We start from the raw sequence: 19103 nt of genomic DNA, 5'->3' as shown, positions 1-19103 counted from the left end.
TCGCTCATCGCACCCTTTGTATTCAGGAAAATATCCGCTTCGGGCCGAAACCTGTCGGTCTGGTCTGGAACTTCCTATTAAGTTCTCACGCCCATGCAGGGAACGATTGGGGCCTTCCATACGAGACCGTCCGCCTGAGTGGCGCCATGTACAACCGCCGAGGCCGCGACAGACGCGCGAACCTTATTGCGCGGATACGGCGCGCATATCGGTTATCTGAATTGCTTGTGACGCTTGCAGGCATGCGCGCAGCGGCAAACATGGTCGCCAACGTTGCACCGTGTGGGGCTTATTATTGTCCTTCTCTTGGTACTTTACCGTTAGATGGAAAGCTTATCCAGCTCAGTAAATCTCAAAGCTTGAAACATGAAGCTATTAAAAGCAGCGGCCGAGTCGATGACCGGCGTTTCGCTGTTCCCGTCATCCTTGCGACGCTTTTCTATAACGCCGAGATTATACATCTCCCCTAACTCGGAGCATTGCATTCTGAATTGCATATAAAGCGTATCAACGTACCGCGATATGATCATATCTTGGCAATGTCTTGCTATCATATATTTTAGTGTGGCAATTGCCTTATCGCAAAATTGGCCGCTTGTGGTGCTCATCCGAAATCCGGCATGCACTATCTTATTTCTGATGGTATAAATGAATTCCATATTTTCGGTCACAACTTCGCCCGCTAGAGACCCGTCATTCACGTATTCCGTCAAAATGCGACGAAATGAGTTAGACGTCTTCGACTTGAATCCAAGCAATCGTAGGATTTTTCGAAACAACGTCTTCGGCGACGTGCGGGTCTTCCAACCTCGTACCTCAAAAAGGTTTTCTGCCGAGGTCACTAAACGCCGTATACAATCGTCAAAATCTGACGTGAAATATGCATTTATAGAATCGACAAATTCGTAAACGTAAGTGGCGCGAACATTGTTTGCCAAGGCTGCACTAGGTGGAAAAGGCAGAAAACTAATCGGCCAGCTCAATGGTAGGTGCCGGCCCTGTACGCTCACACTCACGCGGACCGCTTCAAACATCGCAAAGGTCCGAGACAACAGGTGTCCTTCATAGTGTCTGTTATCAATTAGACGTCTGTTGATAGCTGGCATGTATGAGGCCAGATATCCGATCAAAAATTTTTCCTTGAATGGAATTTGTAGCCTCACATCGTCCCATAGCTGCTGTGATATGCGCTTGTGAATCTGAACGTGCAGAATGTGTCCGTGCTGGACCGCCATGACGCGCGCGCCATAGAGCCAAAAATCGACAGGTTCGATATAGGCGGGGAAGACAAAATTTGCGCTGATTATGCACGCGACCTTGTGCTCATCCTCTATATATGGCTCGCCAATATAAAAAGATTCCGGCGGCGGTCGATTGATGTGAAGCTCCGCCAGTCGGTTCAATAATGTTGCAAATATTTTCTTCCTAGATTCAAGCAAGGCATGGTCCTCGCCCGCAGTCGAACCCGATGCATAAATTGTTATCGTGCGGTTTCGAATTACTGCTAAAGCTGATTCCGTAACCGTTGGCATATCGCGGACTCCATTCGCGCGCAGCGCCATTTTTGCTTAAGCTTTCTTCCGAAACCCCCACAACGTTTCCGGCCGATCGCGGCAACTCCGCAAACACGTCGGCATCGATTCAGTACTATGCGGAGACCATCACGACTTTTGCTTTTCCGATCGTGCGAGACGCGATGAGAGTTCCGTGAAGCGTGAAGATAACTGCTTCGTCAGGACGGCCAGCCGAGAACCTTCAAGGCCCAAATCCTCACGAACCATTAGGCGCAAATCGAGGGTTGCCATGGAAATAGAGTAACTGTCCTCATCAAGCATCTTAAACCAATCGTTTCTCTCAATTGAGAGGCGCTTGAAGAGATCTTCAAGCCTTTGTGAGGCAACTTCTGGAAGGAGCCAGGTCTCAGAAGCGATTCGTCTTTTGAGCTTTTCCTTCGCGGCCATGTAGGCTTTCGATAGTTCGCTTTTCTTATCTTCCGATAACTCGCGACCGCTTATTTCTGCATCGAAATGCTCATCGTACCATCGAGCCATGTCGTACAACGCGTCGAAGATTGCGGTGTATGCTTCGGCCTTTCGCTCCCAAACCCTCTGACTACGGAATATCCGCAACGAGAATATTGCGGCAAGCCAGCCGCCGAAGATCGACGCTGCGACTTGGAGAAGGATTTGGGCGACTGACATTATCTTACGGCGATCATTCAATAATCTTACTTGTTATCTTAGCGATATCTCGATTGCACACCGTTCGCCAGACCGAATCGAGTCCGCTCCGCGTCGCGTTAGCTTAGAGCTTATCTGAAACTATGAACAAATGACCCGGATGGGCGCAAAACGGCCGCACGTTAAAAAACTGAGGCCCGGACAACCGCCTAAGCCCGCTCCTGAAACTCTTCCGTCCGATATTCCCGCGCCAGTGCATCGAGCACCGCATTGATCATGCCCGCCTCGTCGCGCTCGAAAAACGCGCCGGCGACATCGACATATTCCTTGATGACGACACGCGCCGGCACATCCTTGCGCTTCAGCAATTCATAGCTGCCGGCGCGCAGGATCGCGCGCATGACCGCATCGACGCGCACCAGCGGCCAGCCCTTGGCGAGCGTTCTGTCGACGGCGCGATCGATCGGCCCCTGCTCCGCCAGCACGCCGGAGAGAATGTCGCGGAAAAAGGCGATCTCCGCCTCGTTATATTGCGCGCCTTCGATCTCGTTGCCGATCCAGAAGGATTCGAACTCGGACTGTGTTTCAGCCAAGCCCTTGCCCGAGACTTCCATCTGATAGAGCGCTTGCACGGTGGCAAGCCGCGCGGCGGCGCGTTGCGGAGCGCGCGCCATCAGAGCGATCCCTGCCCGGCTTGAAGACGATGCAGCGCCAGCGCGGCACGCGCCGCATCGCCGCCCTTGTCGCCCTGCTTCGGATCGGCCCGCACCAAAGCCTGTTCCATGTTCTCGACCGTGAGAATGCCGTTGCCGAGCGGCAATTTTTCCGCGAGCGCGAGGTCCATCAGCGCACGCGCGCTTTCGCCCGCGACAATCTCGAAATGTGCCGTCTCGCCGCGCACGACGCAGCCGAGCGCAATGGCACCCTGAAACGGCGCGCCGGCCGTGCGCGCCATGTCGAGTGCGATCTTCGTCGCGATCGGAATTTCGAGAGCGCCCGGCACCTGCCAGCAGACGTAACGCGCCTCCGCCGCCTTGAGCGCCGCAATCGCACCGTCGAGCAGATGCGCCGCAATCTCCTCGTAATAACGCGCCTCGACGATCAGGAAGCGCGCGCCATCGACACTGTGCTCGGGAGACTTTTCGTCGCGTTGGGGCTTGGCCATGACAGCTCTTACGCCACGCTGCGGCTTTGGGCGAGGCCCGCCTGCCGCTGATAGGCGACAAGATCGAGGACAGGCCCTTCACCCGTAAGATTTGTCAGAAGGCCGTGAACCTGGCCGCGATGATGCGTCTGATGATTGAAGAAATGCGCCAAAGCCGTTTCCAATTCCTGTTCGATCCGGGCGGGTTTCGAAATGGACTCATAGCGCAAAGGCGCTTTGAGGCGCGCCGCGTCAAGCCCCGCGACGAAAGCCATGATGCGCTCGTCTTCGCGGATTCGCGCGGCGTGCAAATCCGCGAGCGATTCATGCAAAATGGCGTCGAGCTGCGACACCATCTCTCCCTCGCCGGTGAAGCGGCGCATCCACATGCGGTCGGTGACCAGCAGATGGTTGAGCGTGCCATGCACCGATTTGAAGAAAGCCCCGCGATCGGCGCGATAATCGGCATCGCTGAGGCCGGCGGCGCGCTCATAAACAAGCGCGTTCGCCCAGGCATTGTAACCGGCGAACATCCGCCAATACGCCGACATGCGATGACCCCTACTTCGTCTCCGCGAGGCGAGCGGCATAGCGCGCCATGAGATCGACTTCAAGGTTGACCCCGTCGCCCGCCTTGCGCGCGCCCCAGGTGGTCACCGCCAGCGTATGCGGAATGAGCAGAACCGAGAATTCGTTGCCGTCGACGCTGTTGACCGTCAGCGACGTGCCGTCGAGCGCAACCGAGCCCTTTTCGGCGATGAAACGGGCGAGTGGCGCGGGCGCGGCCAAGACAAAGCGCGACATGCCGTCGAACGGTGCGACCGAAACGATTTTCGCCACGCCGTCGATATGGCCGGTGACGATATGGCCACCGAGCTCATCGCCGATCTTCAAGGAGCGTTCAATATTGAGCCTGGTGCCGGGCTCCCAGGCGCCCGCATTCGTGCGTTCCAGCGTCTCGGCTCCTACATCGACATCGTACCAGGTGCGACCGCCTGCTTCGCCCCGCGCCACGACCGTAAGACACGGGCCACCCGTCGCGATCGAGGCACCGATGTCGATCGACTTCGCCGGATAGGCGCAAGAAATACGCACCCGTTTCAACGCGCCTTCGGCAACGACGGATTCGACCGTGCCAACATCGGTGATGATCCCCGTGAACATTCAGATGATCCGTTCGTATTCGCGAATAATGTCCTCGCCCGCGCTGGCCTGCCCCACGGGCCGGTAGAGCGCGGAATCGACGAGCGCCGCGCGGCTTGGCGCGTCGAGCGCCGGCAGGCCCGCCTGGCCGAGGCGCGCCGGACTTTGGAATATAATCACCTCGTCCGCCAGTCCGCAGGCGATCAGGGCCGCGGCGAGACGCGGGCCGCCCTCGCAGAAAATCCGTGTCAGCCCGCGCGCGCCGAGCAAGGTCAGCGCGGCATTGAGATCAATCCGCCCACTGGAATCGGCCTTCGCCCATGCGACTTCGACGCCGTGATCGGCGAGCCGCGCGGCGGCCTCCTGCGAGGCACCTTCCGCCGCGATGATCAGAGTCGGATGGCTGCGCGCCGTTTGCACGAGCCGCGACGACACTGGCAAACGAAGATGCGAGTCGAGCACGATCCGCAAAGGCTTGCGCTCCTCGAGGCCCGGCAGCCGCACGGTCAATTGCGGATCGTCGGCCCGCGCCGTTCCCGCGCCGACCATCACCGCATCATGCAACGCGCGGAGCATATGCACGCGGCTATTTGCGACCGCGCCGGTGATCTTGAGCCGCGGCGCGTCCGCTGGCCCGGCGGCGAAGCCGTCCGCCGTCTCGGCCAGTTTCAGCGTCACCATCGGCCGCCCGGCGGTGACGCGCAGGATATGGCCGAGATTGGCCCGCCGCGCTTCCTCCGCCAGAAGCCCGGTCTCGACGGCGATGCCCGCGGCGCGCAGGCGCCGATGGCCCAGCCCGGCAACGCGCGGATCGGGGTCCTCCAGCGCCGAGACGACCCGCGCCACGCCAGCCGCGATGATCGCGTCGGCGCAGGGCGGCGTATGGCCGTGATGGCTGCAGGGTTCGAGCGTCACATAAAGCGTGGCGTCGGCTGCGGCGGGGCCCGCCTCTTTCAGCGCCAGCACTTCCGCGTGCGGGCGGCCGCCGGGCGCGGTCGCGCCGCGGCCGATAACGACGCCATCCCTGACGATCAGCGCGCCGACGGCGGGATTGGGCGCGACACGACCCAAGCCGCGCCGCGCGAAATTGAGCGCGGCGGCCATGAAGCGGGCATCGTCCGTCATGCCAATATGCACCGAACCCGCGACATCAGGCGCGCGTCGATAATTTTGGTTTCGGCGGCGGCGGCTCGTCCGGATCGGCCTGCGAGAGTTCGTCGATCAATGTGTGGAAGTCTCGCGCCTCGCGGAAATTGCGATAGACGGAGGCAAAGCGCACATAGGCCACGCTGTCGAGCGAGCGCAGGCCTTCCATGACCAGCTCGCCGATGCGCTCGCTCTGCACTTCGGGCTCGCCCTGGTTTTCGAGCTGGCGGACGATGCCGGAGACCATGCGCTCGACCCGCTCGGCATCCACGGGCCGCTTGCGCAGCGCGACCTCGATCGAGCGCATCAGCTTGTCACGGTCGAACGGGACGCGGCGCCCGGTTTTCTTCACGACGGTGAGTTCGCGCAATTGCACGCGCTCGAACGTGGTGAAGCGGCCGCCGCAGTCCGGGCAGACGCGCCGGCGGCGGATGGACGAGGCGTCCTCCGTCGGCCGCGAATCTTTGACCTGGGTTTCGAGACTGCCGCAATATGGGCAACGCATCGGGGCTCCTCAGATCACGAGGCGTCCAGCCAGAATGGCCGGACGCCCACGATGCTCTAGTAGATCGGGAACCGGTGCGTCAGCTCCTCGACTTGCGCTTTCACCGCAGCTTCAACGGCGCCGTTCTCAGCTTCGCCGTTCTTGGCCAGGCCATCAAGCGTCTCGATGATCAATTCGCCGATCTTCTTGAACTCCGCGACGCCGAAGCCGCGCGAGGTGCCGGCCGGCGTGCCGAGACGGATGCCGGAGGTGACCATCGGGCTGGCCGTGTCGAAGGGCACGCCGTTCTTGTTGCAGGTGATGTGGGCGCGGCCCAAAGCCTGCTCGGCGGCCTTGCCGGTGAGGCTCTTCGGCCGCAGATCGACCAGCATGAGATGGTTGTCGGTGCCGCCAGAGGTGATCGCATAGCCGCCACCGACGAGCGTCGCGGCGAGTGCCTTGGCATTCTCGACGACTTGGCGCGCATAGACCTTGAAGCCGGGCTTCAGGGCTTCGCCGAAGGCGACGGCCTTGCCGGCGATGACATGCATCAGCGGGCCGCCCTGCAAGCCGGGGAACACCGCCGAATTGATCTTCTTGGCGATGTCCGGGTCATTGGTGAGGACGAGACCGCCGCGCGGGCCGCGCAAGGTCTTGTGCGTCGTCGAGGTGACGACATGGGCGTGCGGGAACGGCGACGGATGCACACCGCCCGCCACGAGGCCGGCGAAATGCGCCATATCGACGAAGAAATAAGCGCCGACCGAGTCGGCAATCTGGCGGAACTTCTCGAAATCCCAGAAGCGCGGATAGCCCGAGCCGCCGGCGATGATGAGCTTCGGCTTGTGCTCCTGCGCGAGACGGGCAACCTGCTCGAGATCGATGCGGTTGTCGTCCTTGCGCACGCCATAGGCGACCGGCTTGAACCAGCGGCCGGAAAGGTTGACTGGCGAACCGTGCGTCAGATGGCCGCCCGCGGCAAGATCGAGGCCGAGGAACGTGTCGCCCGGCTGCAGCAGCGCCAGGAACACCGCTTGATTGGCCTGGCTGCCGGAATTCGGCTGCACATTGGCGAACTTGCAATCGAACAGGCGCGTCACGCGCTCGATCGCCAGCGTCTCGACGATATCGACGAACTGGCAGCCGCCATAATAGCGACGGCCCGGATAGCCCTCCGCATATTTGTTGGTGAGGACCGACCCCTGCGCGTCGAGCACCGCCTTGGAGACAATGTTCTCCGAAGCGATCAGCTCGATCTCGTTACGCTGGCGGCCAAGCTCCTTGTCGATTGCGGCGGAGACCTCAGGATCGGCCTCGCTGATAGGCGCGGAGAAGAACGCGTTGGAAGCGGACTGGGCACTGGCATCGGATAGGGTCATGAGCGCGGATCCTGACAGACGGCGGAGAAAAAGGCCGCGCAGACGCGGCTTGGCCGATGGCCTTAACACGTCATTTTCAAAGCGTGAAGACAGCGTGCCTGCGACGAAGAGGCCTGTGGTTACAGGCCCTTATTGTTGCAGCGCACGCAAAATCGCCGTCAGGCGGTCTATTGCTCGTCCATCGCCGGCAAGGCTTGCGGCGGCAGAGCAGTGCGGTTGACGCCCGGCTGCGCCTGCGGATGCGGCGAAGACAGGGCTTGCTCCTCCTTGAGAAGCTGCGACGGCTCCATAGCATCCGATGCGACCGAGCCAAGACCGTCACGCTGGTAGATGTCGTCACGGAACTGGATGGTGCCGTCGGGCGTCGCCCAGGCTGTAATATAGACCCAATAGACCGGAACCGGCGGGGTCAGCTCCACCTTGACCTGTTGCCCGGAATTAATGACATCGTTGATGTGCTGGCGGTCCCAGCCGGGCGTGTCCTTCAGAAGCCAGGCCACATAGTCACGCACGTCCTGCACACGGATACAGCCCGAGGAGATATAGCGGAAGTCGTCGCCGAAGAGACCCCGCTCCGCCGTATCGTGCATATAGACGCCATAGGGGTTGGGAATATTGATCCGCACCACGCCGAGGGCGTTGACGTCAGAGCCAGGGTCCTGACGGAACATGTAATTGACCGCCTGATCCGTGTTCCAGTCGATCTGGTTCGGCTGCACCTCGTTCCCCGCCTTGTCGAAGATGCGGATCTTGTGCTCGGTCAGATAATTCGGATCGGCCTGCATCCTTGGGATCAGGTCTTTTTTGGTGATCGAGGCCGGGACGGTCCAGAACGGGTTGAAATCGATATCGGTCGCTTTGGTCATCATGACCGGCGACTGGCGGTCGAAGCGGCCGACGCCGGCGACATGATGCGTGGCGACGACGCCATTTTCCACCGTCTCGACGGCCGCCGCAGGGATGTTCGCCATCACGAACCGGTCGCCGAGATTGCCCGAATAGGTCTTCAGCCGCACCAGGTTGATCTGCAGCTGGCTGAGCCGCACATTGGCCGGCACGTTCAGGGCCGAAAGTGTGTCCTTGTCGACGATGCCCGTTTGCTGGAGCCCGTGGCGAGCCTGGAAATGCTTGACGGCGGCAAAGACGAATGAGTCGAAAACCGGCGAATCGCCCGCGCTTGCGTCGAGATCGCCGGACGCGGCCAGACGGCGGCGCAGGATCGCGACGACATCGCCCTGGGAGCCCAGCCGCAGTACACGCTGCGCCAGCACATTGGGCCAGCCGCCGGCCGAAACGATCGCCTGGTAGCGGCTGATCGCGAGCGCCGTGGCGTCGAAGGTTGCCTGGGAAAGAACCGGCGTGGTGGAGCGATGAACGGCCAGATGCTCGTCGTCATCGTATTGCTGCGCCCATTCGGCCTGGCCGAACCCGTCATCGCCCGCCGCGGCGAGACGCGGGGCACCCAGCGCCAGAATCAGACTGGCGGCCGCCAGGGACAGGCCGGAGGGCGAAAATCGAACGGAAAACCTTGCCAATGCACTCTCCAGCCATCTGCCCGCCAGCCATCTACCCGTCAGCGGAGCATGCGCGATGCGGGCGCGCCTGACAGTCATAATCTGTGCCCCTCGAGACCCGTCGCAAGAGGTTGCCGCGAAAACCACTGATGGAACGCTCGGGCAAATCAAGCCAAATCACTTTTGCAAATGGCACCAAATGGGCGGCGTTTTTGTGGCGCGGCGCAAACGGCGCGGTGGCAAGGCGAAACTGGACCCAGGCGCATAATTTTAGGGCACTTATCGCGCGACTTGCCCGGCGGATGTACAGCCTGAAAACAAAAGCGGCGCCCCCAACCCCGAAGGTGGGAGCGCCACTTGAACATTGGCGGAAAGGGCGTCCCGCCGGCGCGGCGTAGGCGAAGGCGTCAGAGGCGGAAACGAATCTGATCGGTCCAGAACCGCTCAAGCCGGTTGAGCGAATTGTTGAGCCGGCTGAACTCGTCGACCGAAATGCCCCCGATCTGCTCGACCGTCTGCACGTGCTTGTCGTAAAGCGAGGTGACGATGTCGTGCACTTCCTTGCCCTTCGGCGTGAGGCTGATGCGCACCGAGCGGCGATCAAGCCGCGAACGCGCATGATGCAGATAGCCCATCTCGACAAGCTTCTTGACGTTGTAAGAAACGTTCGAGCCGAGATAATAGCCGCGTGTGCGCAATTCGCCGGCGGTCAATTCCTTGTCGCCGATGTTGTAGAGCAGCAGCGCCTGCACCGAATTTACGTCGCAGCGGCCGCGCCGATCGAACTCATCCTTGATGACATCGAGCAAGCGGCGATGCAGCCGCTCCACAAGAGTCAGAGCCTCGATATAGACCGGCTTCACTTCAACACGATTGGTGCTGCGCGCCGGCATCACCTCAGATTTCAAAATGCTGTTCATGACCCATCCCTTCTGACAACGAGCCTCCTCTACGCCGCGGGCTCAATGAGCAATGAGCTATAAGTAGCGCCAATGAAAACGAGTTTAAGTAACAAACTGAATCAGAGGTTTAGCGAATGCAGTGAATCAATCTTGAAATAAATTCGATTTTTACTCTGCCGCTCGGCAGGCGGCGGTTTTCTTAACTTTAGAATGTGTTACGCGGAAACCAAGAATGTGAAGCACCCCGAGAGGGACGCATGTAATCGCCGCGCCAGAGCTTAACATTTGCCGCGCCATTTCAGAGCCTGTTAAGCCTGCTTGTTATGTCGCGCGATGGCACACTCGCGAAAGCGCGGGCGGCGCGGCGCGAAAGTTGGAAAGAATGCGATAACGATGAATGCGCGTGATCGCGAAATAGCGGAAATTTTCTTTGCCCGCTTTGCGGCTCCGGCGCCACGCGGGCGCGCCGGACTTCACTCCGCGTATTGCGCGCCGGCGCGCCCGGCGTTGAACGTCAGAACGAAATAGAACGCGATCAGGATCACGTCGATCGCCACCCATGCCATCGAGATCGAGTTCCGGATCGCGATGGCGATGAAGATTTGCGAACTTGCCGCGAACAGCCACAGCGCGCCGCCCCAGGGTGTCGCGAGCCAGAGGCCAACCGCAGCGACAAGATCGGCGATGGCGAAAAAAATCACCGCCGCGGCCATCGCCGCGGGCAAAGCTTCAAGCACCGATCTCTGCGGCACCAGAACCAGCGCCCATTCCGCCAGACCCTGGAAAATCCAGAGCGCCGCCAGCACGCGCATGAAGATGACGAGGATCAATCCCCATTGCATCTGCGCGGCGGCCTCGGCCGGCTTGGCGCCGAGTTTGATCGCCGCGCCGGGCTCCGCGGCGCGCTCCTCACGCTCCCGGCGCGCAAAAAACTTCATGCTGCACCCGCAGGAAGCATCAAATCCTCATTACCCGGAGACGCGAAATAAGCGTCGATATCTGTCTCGCTCACGTCCTCGATCAACGGCGGCTGCCAGGATGGCGTGTCACCCTTATCGACCAGCGTCACACGGACGCCCTCGTAGAAATCATGACTGCGCAAAATCTTGGCAGCAATGCGGTATTCGACGTTCAAGGCAGCGCCGAAACCGAGATCGGCACCGATTTGCACCTGCCGCAACGCCACCGCGACACTCGACGGCGAACGCGCACGCAAGATTAATAAGGCGTCTTCTGCGAAAGTAGAGCCCCGATGCGCCAAATCGGCAAGCGCGGTGAAAATCCGCTTCGGATTGGAAAAGGCGAAAGCCCGCGAGATCACCTCACGTTCTTTCAGCAGGTCGGATGGCGGCGGTGCGACGCTCTCGGCCGCGATCGCCGCGCCAGCCTCTTGGCCAGCGGCGAATTGCTCGATCAGCGCATCGAAGCGCGCGGACGGCACATGCGTCGTCGCAAGGCCAAGCGCCAGAACATCGCCGAGATTGATGCGCCCGGCGCTCATCGCGAGATAGGCGCCGATCCTGTGCGGCAAGCGCGACAGAAAATAGGTCGCGCCGACATCCGGGAAAAAGCCGATCGCTGTTTCCGGCATCGCGAAGGTGATGCTGTCGCCCGCGACGCGGTGCGCACCATTGACCGAGATACCGGCGCCGCCACCCATCACAATGCCGTCGAGCAGCGCGACATAGGGCTTTGGATAGGACTTGATACGATAGCAGTTGCGATATTCATCGCGCAGGAAACCGAGCTGTTCGTCGTGGCGTCCGGCGTTACCCAGTTCATACACGCGCCGGATGTCGGCGCCGGCGCAGAAGGCCCGCGCGCTGGAGCTGCGCACCGCCACGGTGCGGATCGCGGGATCTTGCGCGAAATCATCGAGCGCCGCGCCCATCGCCGTGACCATCTCATGCGTCAGCGCATTGAGCGCGCGCGGCCGGTCGAGCGTGATGAGGCCGCAATGGCCGATCCTGACGCTGGTGATCTCGATATCGCTCATAATGCCCGATTAACCGCGCGGGCACGGCGGCGTCAATGCGCAGGGCAGCAATGCGCCGCGCGCGGCGAAGAAATTCGCTGCGCCCTGCGCCGGCGTGCTAAAAGGGCGGCGCAAATCTGCCCAAATCTGGAATTTGGCAAGGAGCCGAATATGTCCGCGCCGCTGCGCCCGAAGCCCGAAACGAATGCCCTCGCGAACCGGCTCGATCTGCCGGTGCGGCTGCGGCGCAACCGCAAGGCGGACTGGTCGCGCCGTCTGGTGCGCGAACACGAGTTGACTGTCAACGATCTCATCTGGCCGATCTTCATCATCGAAGGCGACAACCAGATGCAAGCGATCGGCTCGCTGCCGGGAGTCGAACGCTTTTCGATCGATGTCGCGGTGCGCGAGGCCGAAGCGGCCGCCAAACTCGGCATTCCGGCGCTCGCGCTTTTCCCCAACACCGACCCGGCCCTGCGCGATCCCGAAGGCCACGAGGCCCTGAACGAAAATAATCTCGTCTGCCGCGCGACCCGCGCGATCAAGCGCGCGGTGCCGGAGATCGGCATCATCACCGATGTCGCGCTCGACCCTTATACGAGCCACGGCCATGACGGCATCCTGCGCGGCAACGAGATCGTCAACGACGAAACCGTCGCGGTGCTCGTCGCGCAGGCGCTGAACCAGGCTGAGGCGGGCGCGGACATCATCGCCCCCTCCGACATGATGGACGGGCGCATCGGTGCCATCCGCGCGGGGCTTGACGCGCATGGCTTCGAGAATGTGCAGATCATGTCCTATGCGGCGAAATATGCCTCCGCCTTTTACGGACCGTTCCGCGAGGCGGTCGGCACCAACGTCACGCTGGCAGGAGACAAGCGCACCTATCAGATGGACCCGGCCAATTCCGACGAGGCCTTGCGTGAAGTCGCGATCGATCTCGAGGAAGGCGCGGATTCGCTCATCGTCAAGCCGGGCCTGCCCTACCTCGATGTGCTAGCGCGAGTGAAGGAGCATTTCGGCGTGCCGACCTTCGCCTATCAAGTCTCGGGCGAATACGCGATGATCATGGCGGCTGCCGCCAATGGCTGGCTCGATGGCGAGCGGGCGATTCTGGAAAGCCTCATCGCTTTCAAGCGCGCCGGCGCCGATGGTGTGCTCACCTATTTTGCGCCGCGCGTGGCGAAGCACCTGAGGCAAACGGTCTAATTTACGCCACCTCGAAATCGACCGGCACCGGATCACTGACACCTTTGTAGGTGAAGTGCCACCATTCGTGCGGCAGGTTCTCGAAGCCGTACTTCGTCATCAGCGCGACGAGGCGGTCGCGGTTCTGCCGCGCCGCGCCGGCGACGCGCGGATCGGCGGTGTTGGATTTGTCGTCGAACAGATCGAAGGGCGTGCCGAAGTCGAAGCCTTCGAAGGCGAGATCGACGGCAAGGCCCGTCGTATGTGTCGATTGCCGGGCGATATAGCCGAGCTCGAACAGGTCTTTCTTGTCGAGTTGTGGATAATATTCGGCCTTCATCTTCTGGTCGGCCGGGTCTTGCGACCAGGCGATGAAGGCCGCCGTCGCCGCCGGCGGGCGATAGCAATCGTAGACGACGAGGCGCAGGCCCTCGGCCGCGGCTTCCTCATGCGCGGCCTTGAGCGCGGCGGCCGCCTCCTGCCGCAGCCAGCAGCAGGGCGCGCGATAGCCCGGCACCGGCCGGCCGAGAAAATTCTCGACCCCGGCATAGCGCATGTCCTGCACGATCCCCGGCGCGATATCGGCGAGGCGGACGTAGCCCGCTGGCGGCTGCTTGGCGCAAGGACTGGAATCTTTCTGAATATTCATGAATCACCCGGACAGCGGGGCGGGAATCCGCATCACCACCCTTGTCTTGCCATGTAACGGGGGCCACATTCTGGCGGCAACCTTGCCCGCAGCCGAATTGAAAATGGAGCAAGCCATGAGCCAGACCAGCCAGTTCCAAAGCGTCTCAGAGCCGATCTTCCGCAGCGTCGCGCTGCCTCGGGAGGCGCTGGCCGGTGTCCGGACGCGTCGTATTCTGGCAGTCGCGATTGATTTCGCCGTCGTCTCGGTCCTCGCCTCCGTTCTGTGGCTGGCGCTGCTGGTCGCGACGCTCGGCCTGTCGCTGGTCGTCCTGCCGCCGCTGTTTCCGCTGGTCGCCTTTTTCTACAATGGCCTGACCGTCTCCGGCCGGCGCATGGCGACGCCGGGCATGCGGCTGATGGATCTCGAAATTCGCCGCACAGACGGTACGCGCGTCCCCTTCCTCTACGCCGCGGTGCACGCCGTGCTCTTCTATGTGAGCTGGATGTTTCCGCCGATCCTGCTCGTTTCGCTGCTGGCCGAAGACAAGCGCTGCCTGCATGACATGCTGGCCGGCGTGGTGGTCACACGCCGGGTCCCGTAACCTTCCCTGACGATTCTTCTAGGCGCGCGGCACGGGACGCGTTAGCTTTGCAACATGCGGGCTGCTTCGGCCCGCGCCGCAGAAAGTCCTAACGAGGCAGGCTTGACGCGAGAACTGCGCGACGCGCCGCAATTTTATCTGACTTCGCCTTCGCCCTGCCCCTATCTGCCGCAGCGGGAAGAGCGAAAAGTCTTCACCCATCTTGTCGGGCGCCGCGCCACGGCGCTGAACGATACACTGACGCAATCCGGCTTCCGCCGCTCGCAGACCATCGCCTATCGGCCTGCCTGCGAGAACTGCCGGGCCTGCGTCTCCGTCCGCGTCAAGGTCGCGGAATTCACGCCATCGCGGAATCTGCGCCGCGTCCTCAGCGCCAACAGCGACCTCCTTGCCTCGGTCGTGCGCACCGAGCCGACGAGCGAGCAATATTCGCTGTTCCGCGGCTATCTCGACGCCCGCCACGGCGACGGCGGCATGGCTGACATGACCGTGCTCGATTATTCGATGATGATCGAAGACAGCCATGTGGAAAGCCGGCTCATCGAATACCGGCTTTCGAACCCGGCCGAGAACAACCCGCTCATCGGCGTCTGCCTCACCGACTTCCTCGCCGACGGCCTGTCGATGGTCTACTCGTTCTATGAGCCGGACGCAGAGAGCCGCTCGCTCGGCACGTTCATCATCCTCGACCATATCGAGCGCGCGCGCCGACTCGGCCTGCCGCATGTCTATCTCGGCTATTGGGTCGAGGGCTCGAAGAAGATGGCCTACAAGGCGCGCTTCCTGCCGCAGGAGCGGCTCGGCATGGACGGCTGGCAGCGGGTGGATTAGCGCCGCTGCAGAACGACGAGCGCTCCTTCGACGGGTTGTGCCGCCTCCAGCCTGATCGTCGTCATCTGCAATTCCACGGTTGTAAAATACGGGGCGGCGACGGCCTCGATATAATCGAGCGCCTGCGCGAAACGGCCCGAGGGCAGCACACGATAGCCTGCCTCCACCGTCTCGGCGTTGAAGGCAAAGAGGCCGCCGGGCTCCATCACCCGCGCGATCCGTGCGAAAAGCGGAGCGAGATCGCCGAAATAGATCACGACATCGGCAGCGACGACGAGATCGAACTTCTCGTCAGCCTGATCCAGAAAATCTCCGGCCTCGGCCTCGACGAGATCGTCATACAGCCGCCGCGCATCGGCCTTCTCCAGCATTCGGCGGGAAAGATCGACGCCGGTGAGGCGCCGCACCATCGGGCGCAGCAGCGGTGAGGAGAGCCCGGTTCCGCAGCCGAGATCGAGCCCATTGGCGAAGCGCCGGCCGGTCTTGGCCAGCAGAGCGTGCAGCTTCTCGGGCACGCGATAGCCGAGCGCATCAACGAGCTTGGCTTCAAACGTCTCGGCGAAACCGTCGAAATAGGCGACGAGATAATCGTCAGGCGCGCGCGCAATGGCCTCGTTGCGCAAGGCGGCAAGCAAATAGCGCTGCACCGCATCTTGCGGATTGCGGCCAAGCCGCCATTCACCGAGCCGGATCGCCGCCGCGCGATAGCCGAAGCCGCTGAGAAAATGAAACGCCGTCGCGGTGACGCGATCGATGTCGCTCGCGTGCGGCCCGGCGATTTGACCATAGGCTTCGACAGCCGCCGCGGCGTCCGCGCGCACACAGGTTTCAATCAGCTTCAGTTGCGCCAGTTTCTCGACCACCGTCGCGTCGCAAGACGGAAAGCGCGCCGCGCTTTCAAGCGCCGAGACCGCAGCGGCGAAATCGCCCAGCAGAAACAGGGCCTGCCCGAGGCAAACATAAAGCCCCATGTGATGGCCGCCGCTGGCGATGGACTGGCGCAACCATTTGACGGCTTCAGTAAACTGACGCCGCCCAAAACACAGGATGCCGAGGCCGAAGGCCGCCTCGGAGAGATATGGATCGAGCTTGAGAGCGGCGAGGTAGCCCACTTCCGCCGCGGCCGCATCGCCAAGTGCGCTGTCGATGGAGGCGAGTAGAAGCCAACCCTGCGGTTGCGCCGGATCGCAAGCGAGCGACCGGCGCTGTGCCGCGCCAGCCTCCGCATATTGGCCGGCGCGGTAAAAGGCGCTCGCGAGATCGTTCCAGAGATCGGCTTCTTCCGGCGCGAGCGCCAGTGCCGCCTTGAGGATGCCGAGTGCCGGCTCGGTCTGGCCTTGCGCCGAAAGCGCGAGCCCGAAGCGGTGGAGCGCCTCTTGTGGCTGCGGATATTCGAAGCTCAGCCGCGCGAGAATCGGATTGGTGAGGCGCCAGGCCGGAAACGCTTGGCTGACTTCCGCCGCGCGCGGCAGTTCGATCTGCATACGGACTCCCTTGCACCCCTACGCGCATTGGAAAGTCCTAAAACCCCGAGCTTGCCCTGGCCTGTCGGGCGTCCGGACAATCAGCCGAACTTGTTGTTCTTCGGGAAGCCCTTGGGCGGCAGCCGGCCAGCCTCGGCACGATTGCCAACCCATTCGCGCAGATCGCGCATCGCCAATGTGAACGTGCGGCCGGCCGAATCCTTCCAGCTCAGGCCCTCAGCCTTGCTGAACACTTTGGCGTCGGAAATGCCGCCCTCGCGATAGCGCTGCAGCCGCACGCCCTTGCCGCGTGTCATCTCCGGCATCTGATCGATCGGGAAGATGAGCAGTTTGCGGTTCTGGCCGATGACCGCGACATGGTCGCCAGCCGCCGGCGTGACGATCGAGGCTTCCGCCGGCAGATCGCGATTGAGCAGAATCTTGCCCTTGCGCGTGCCGCCGATCATCTCGTCCGTGGGTGCGATGAAGCCGCGCCCGTCGCTCGTGGCGACGAGCAGCTTCTCGCCCGCGATATAGGGAAAGACCGAGACGATGTCCTCGCCCTCGCCGATATCGACCATCAGCCGCAGCGGCTCGCCCTGCCCGCGCCCGCCCGGCAGTTTCGAGGCTTCGAGCGTGAAAATCCGCCCGTCCGTCGCCAGGACCAGGATTTTCTGCGTCGTTTCGGTGAGGAAGCTCAGCTTCAGCCGGTCGTCGCCCTTGAACTGCAGGCTGGACAGATCCTCGACGTGCCCCTTGAGCGCGCGGATCCAGCCCTTCTCGGAGACGACCACCGTAATCGGCTCACGCTCGATCATTGCGGTCGCGAGATCGAAATCGGCAACCTCCGGCGCCTCGGCAAATTGCGTCCGGCGCTTGCCGAGCGCGGTGTCCTGGCCGAACTTCTTTTTCAGATCACGCAGCTCGACGCCGATGACCTTCCATTGCTTGGCATCGTCGGCCAGCAATTTGTCGATGTCGCTCTTTTCCTTGGTGAGTTCGTCGAACTCGCGGCGCAACCCCATTTCCTCGAGCCGCCGCAGGCTGCGCAGGCGCGTATCGAGAACATAATTGGTCTGGACTTCCGTAAGCTCGAAGGTCGCCTTCAGCACCTCTTTCGGCTCGTCCTCCTCGCGGATGATGCGGATCACCTCATCGAGATTGAGGAAGACGATCAACATACCGGCGACGACTTCGAGCCGGTGGGCGATTTCCTCGAGCCGGAAGCGCGAGCGCCGCTGCAACACGACGCGGCGATGATCGAGCCATTGCCGCAACGCCTCCTTGAGGGAGACCACGCGGGGGACCACACCATCGACGAGCACATTCATGTTCATCGGGAAGCGGCTCTCAAGTTCCGTCGTCTTGAAGAGCTGTTCCATCATCAATTCGGGATCGACGGTGCGGGTGCGCGGCTCGATGACGATGCGGACGTCCTCGGCCGATTCGTCGCGAATGTCGGCGACGAGCGGCAATTTCTTTTCGGCCAGAAGCTCGGCGATCTTTTCGATGAGGCGCGACTTCTGCACCATGTAGGGGATTTCGGTGACGACGACGTTGTAGGTGCCGCGCGCGCCCTCTTCCCGCTCCCATTTCGCCCGCACGCGGAAGGCGCCGCGCCCGGTGCGATAGGTTTCGGCGATCTGCTCCTGCGAATCGACGATGATGCCGCCAGTCGGAAAATCCGGCCCCGGCACGAATTTTAGCAAATCCTCGTCGCTCGCATTCTTATGCGCGATGAAATGCAGGCAGGCGTCGCAAAGCTCAGCGACATTGTGCGGCGGGATGGATGTCGCCATGCCGACGGCGATGCCCTGCGAGCCATTGGCCAGCAGATTGGGAAAAGCCGCGGGCAGAACGACAGGCTCGGTCTGGTCACCCGAATAATTGTCGCGGAAATCGACGGCATTCTCGTTGATGCCCTCGAGCAGCAGGCGCGCGACCTCTGTCATCCGCGCTTCGGTATAGCGATAGGCGGCGGCGCCATCGCCGTCGATATTGCCGAAATTGCCCTGCCCGTCGACGAGCGGATAGCGTGAGGAGAAATCCTGCGCGAGGCGGACGAGCGCCTCATAGATCGCCTGGTCGCCATGCGGATGGAACGAGCCCATCACATCACCAACGATTTTCGCACATTTCTTGAACGCGGTGCCGGGATCGAGCCGCAGGATGCTCATGCCATAGAGGATACGCCGGTGCACGGGCTTCAGACCGTCGCGCGCGTCCGGCAGCGCCCGGCCCATAATGGTCGAGAGCGCGTAGGCGAGATAACGCTCTTCGAGCGCCTCCCGCAGATTGACGGGTTCTGGCTCGCGCGGCGTCGCCGGAACGACGTTTTTGCCCATGAAATTGCCTTTTTCGGGGTTCGCCCGGCCGCTACGAGGCGGGCAGCGAATGTTTAGAGGATCGCGTGAGTCGCGGCAAATTGATTTGGCTGCGAAAGGCGCTTCACGCGGTGCACAAAGGCGGCACGCTGTTGCCCCGCTGCACTAGTCGCACAGGCGTCCGCAGCCGTAAAAGAC

General features: G+C 61.9%; 19 protein-coding genes. 3 read left to right on the top strand and 16 right to left on the bottom strand.

Features of this window, described 5'->3' with window-relative positions; all coding sequences use genetic code 11:
• Nucleotides 1–320: 320 nt before the first annotated feature.
• From CWB41_RS10305 to CWB41_RS10245, 13 genes are all read right to left on the bottom strand, one after another.
• Entirely contained in the window at nt 321–1562 is a 1242-nt protein-coding gene (locus CWB41_RS10305) for a hypothetical protein (protein ID WP_129396462.1), read from the bottom strand.
• A gap of 99 nt (nt 1563–1661) precedes the next feature.
• Nucleotides 1662–2201, bottom strand: a complete 540-nt coding sequence (locus tag CWB41_RS10300; RefSeq protein WP_115836801.1) for a hypothetical protein — start codon at nt 2199–2201, stop codon at nt 1662–1664.
• A gap of 188 nt (nt 2202–2389) precedes the next feature.
• Nucleotides 2390–2854, bottom strand: a complete 465-nt coding sequence (gene nusB, locus CWB41_RS10295; RefSeq protein ID WP_115836802.1) for a transcription antitermination factor NusB — start codon at nt 2852–2854, stop codon at nt 2390–2392.
• The gene (gene ribH, locus CWB41_RS10290) at nt 2854–3345 is read right to left on the bottom strand and encodes a 6,7-dimethyl-8-ribityllumazine synthase (RefSeq protein ID WP_115836803.1); all 492 of its coding nucleotides are present in this window, start codon (nt 3343–3345) and stop codon (nt 2854–2856) included. The genes nusB and ribH overlap by 1 nt, the downstream gene beginning before the upstream one ends.
• A gap of 8 nt (nt 3346–3353) precedes the next feature.
• Complete coding sequence (locus CWB41_RS10285) at nt 3354–3875, bottom strand: DinB family protein (RefSeq protein WP_115836804.1); 522 nt, start codon at nt 3873–3875, stop codon at nt 3354–3356.
• Nucleotides 3876–3885: 10 nt separating this feature from the next.
• Entirely contained in the window at nt 3886–4488 is a 603-nt protein-coding gene (locus tag CWB41_RS10280) for a riboflavin synthase (RefSeq protein ID WP_115836805.1), read from the bottom strand.
• Nucleotides 4489–5592 (bottom strand): bifunctional diaminohydroxyphosphoribosylaminopyrimidine deaminase/5-amino-6-(5-phosphoribosylamino)uracil reductase RibD, encoded by a 1104-nt coding sequence (gene ribD / locus CWB41_RS10275; protein ID WP_115837107.1) that lies wholly within the window; start codon nt 5590–5592, stop codon nt 4489–4491.
• A 25-nt stretch (nt 5593–5617) separates the two neighbouring features.
• Entirely contained in the window at nt 5618–6118 is a 501-nt protein-coding gene (nrdR, locus tag CWB41_RS10270; protein ID WP_115836806.1) for a transcriptional regulator NrdR, read from the bottom strand.
• Between the two features lie 56 nt (nt 6119–6174).
• Nucleotides 6175–7476 carry a serine hydroxymethyltransferase gene (gene glyA / locus CWB41_RS10265; RefSeq protein ID WP_115836807.1) on the bottom strand — a complete coding sequence of 434 codons (1302 nt, stop codon included), beginning with the start codon at nt 7474–7476 and terminating at the stop codon, nt 6175–6177.
• Between the two features lie 167 nt (nt 7477–7643).
• A complete protein-coding gene (locus tag CWB41_RS10260; RefSeq protein WP_245411291.1) occupies nt 7644–9011 on the bottom strand; it encodes a L,D-transpeptidase family protein in 1368 nt (455 codons plus the stop codon).
• Nucleotides 9012–9397: 386 nt separating this feature from the next.
• A complete protein-coding gene (gene ldtR, locus CWB41_RS10255; protein WP_115836809.1) occupies nt 9398–9910 on the bottom strand; it encodes a transcriptional regulator LdtR in 513 nt (170 codons plus the stop codon).
• A 455-nt stretch (nt 9911–10365) separates the two neighbouring features.
• Entirely contained in the window at nt 10366–10830 is a 465-nt protein-coding gene (locus CWB41_RS10250; RefSeq protein ID WP_115836810.1) for a DUF6163 family protein, read from the bottom strand.
• Nucleotides 10827–11888 carry an enoyl-CoA hydratase/isomerase family protein gene (locus tag CWB41_RS10245; protein WP_245411292.1) on the bottom strand — a complete coding sequence of 354 codons (1062 nt, stop codon included), beginning with the start codon at nt 11886–11888 and terminating at the stop codon, nt 10827–10829. The genes CWB41_RS10250 and CWB41_RS10245 overlap by 4 nt, the downstream gene beginning before the upstream one ends.
• 150 nt (nt 11889–12038) lie before the next feature.
• Between CWB41_RS10245 and hemB the strand changes: the two genes are divergently transcribed.
• Entirely contained in the window at nt 12039–13076 is a 1038-nt protein-coding gene (gene hemB / locus CWB41_RS10240) for a porphobilinogen synthase (protein WP_115836812.1), read from the top strand.
• A 1-nt stretch (nt 13077) separates the two neighbouring features.
• Here hemB and CWB41_RS10235 read toward each other — a convergent pair whose 3' ends face one another.
• Nucleotides 13078–13704 (bottom strand): M15 family metallopeptidase, encoded by a 627-nt coding sequence (locus CWB41_RS10235; RefSeq protein WP_115836813.1) that lies wholly within the window; start codon nt 13702–13704, stop codon nt 13078–13080.
• Nucleotides 13705–13819: 115 nt separating this feature from the next.
• Between CWB41_RS10235 and CWB41_RS10230 the strand changes: the two genes are divergently transcribed.
• Together CWB41_RS10230 and CWB41_RS10225 are read left to right on the top strand one after the other, a co-directional pair.
• Complete coding sequence (locus CWB41_RS10230) at nt 13820–14287, top strand: RDD family protein (protein ID WP_115837108.1); 468 nt, start codon at nt 13820–13822, stop codon at nt 14285–14287.
• Between the two features lie 102 nt (nt 14288–14389).
• Entirely contained in the window at nt 14390–15118 is a 729-nt protein-coding gene (locus CWB41_RS10225; RefSeq protein WP_115836814.1) for an arginyltransferase, read from the top strand.
• On the opposite strand, the gene CWB41_RS10220 is transcribed toward CWB41_RS10225, so the two are convergent.
• Nucleotides 15115–16602 carry a methyltransferase domain-containing protein gene (locus CWB41_RS10220; protein ID WP_115836815.1) on the bottom strand — a complete coding sequence of 496 codons (1488 nt, stop codon included), beginning with the start codon at nt 16600–16602 and terminating at the stop codon, nt 15115–15117. The genes CWB41_RS10225 and CWB41_RS10220 overlap by 4 nt on opposite strands.
• Before the next feature lie 80 nt (nt 16603–16682).
• Nucleotides 16683–18926, bottom strand: coding sequence for a DNA topoisomerase IV subunit A (gene parC / locus CWB41_RS10215; RefSeq protein WP_115836816.1), 2244 nt, complete (start codon nt 18924–18926; stop codon nt 16683–16685).
• Between the last annotated feature and the right edge of the window lie 177 nt (nt 18927–19103).

The organism is Methylovirgula ligni (genome assembly GCF_004135935.1).
Taxonomy (GTDB): Bacteria; Pseudomonadota; Alphaproteobacteria; order Rhizobiales; family Beijerinckiaceae; genus Methylovirgula; species Methylovirgula ligni.
The sequence above is the reverse complement of the archived record's forward strand: the minus strand, read 5'-3'. Positions and strand labels throughout refer to the sequence as shown.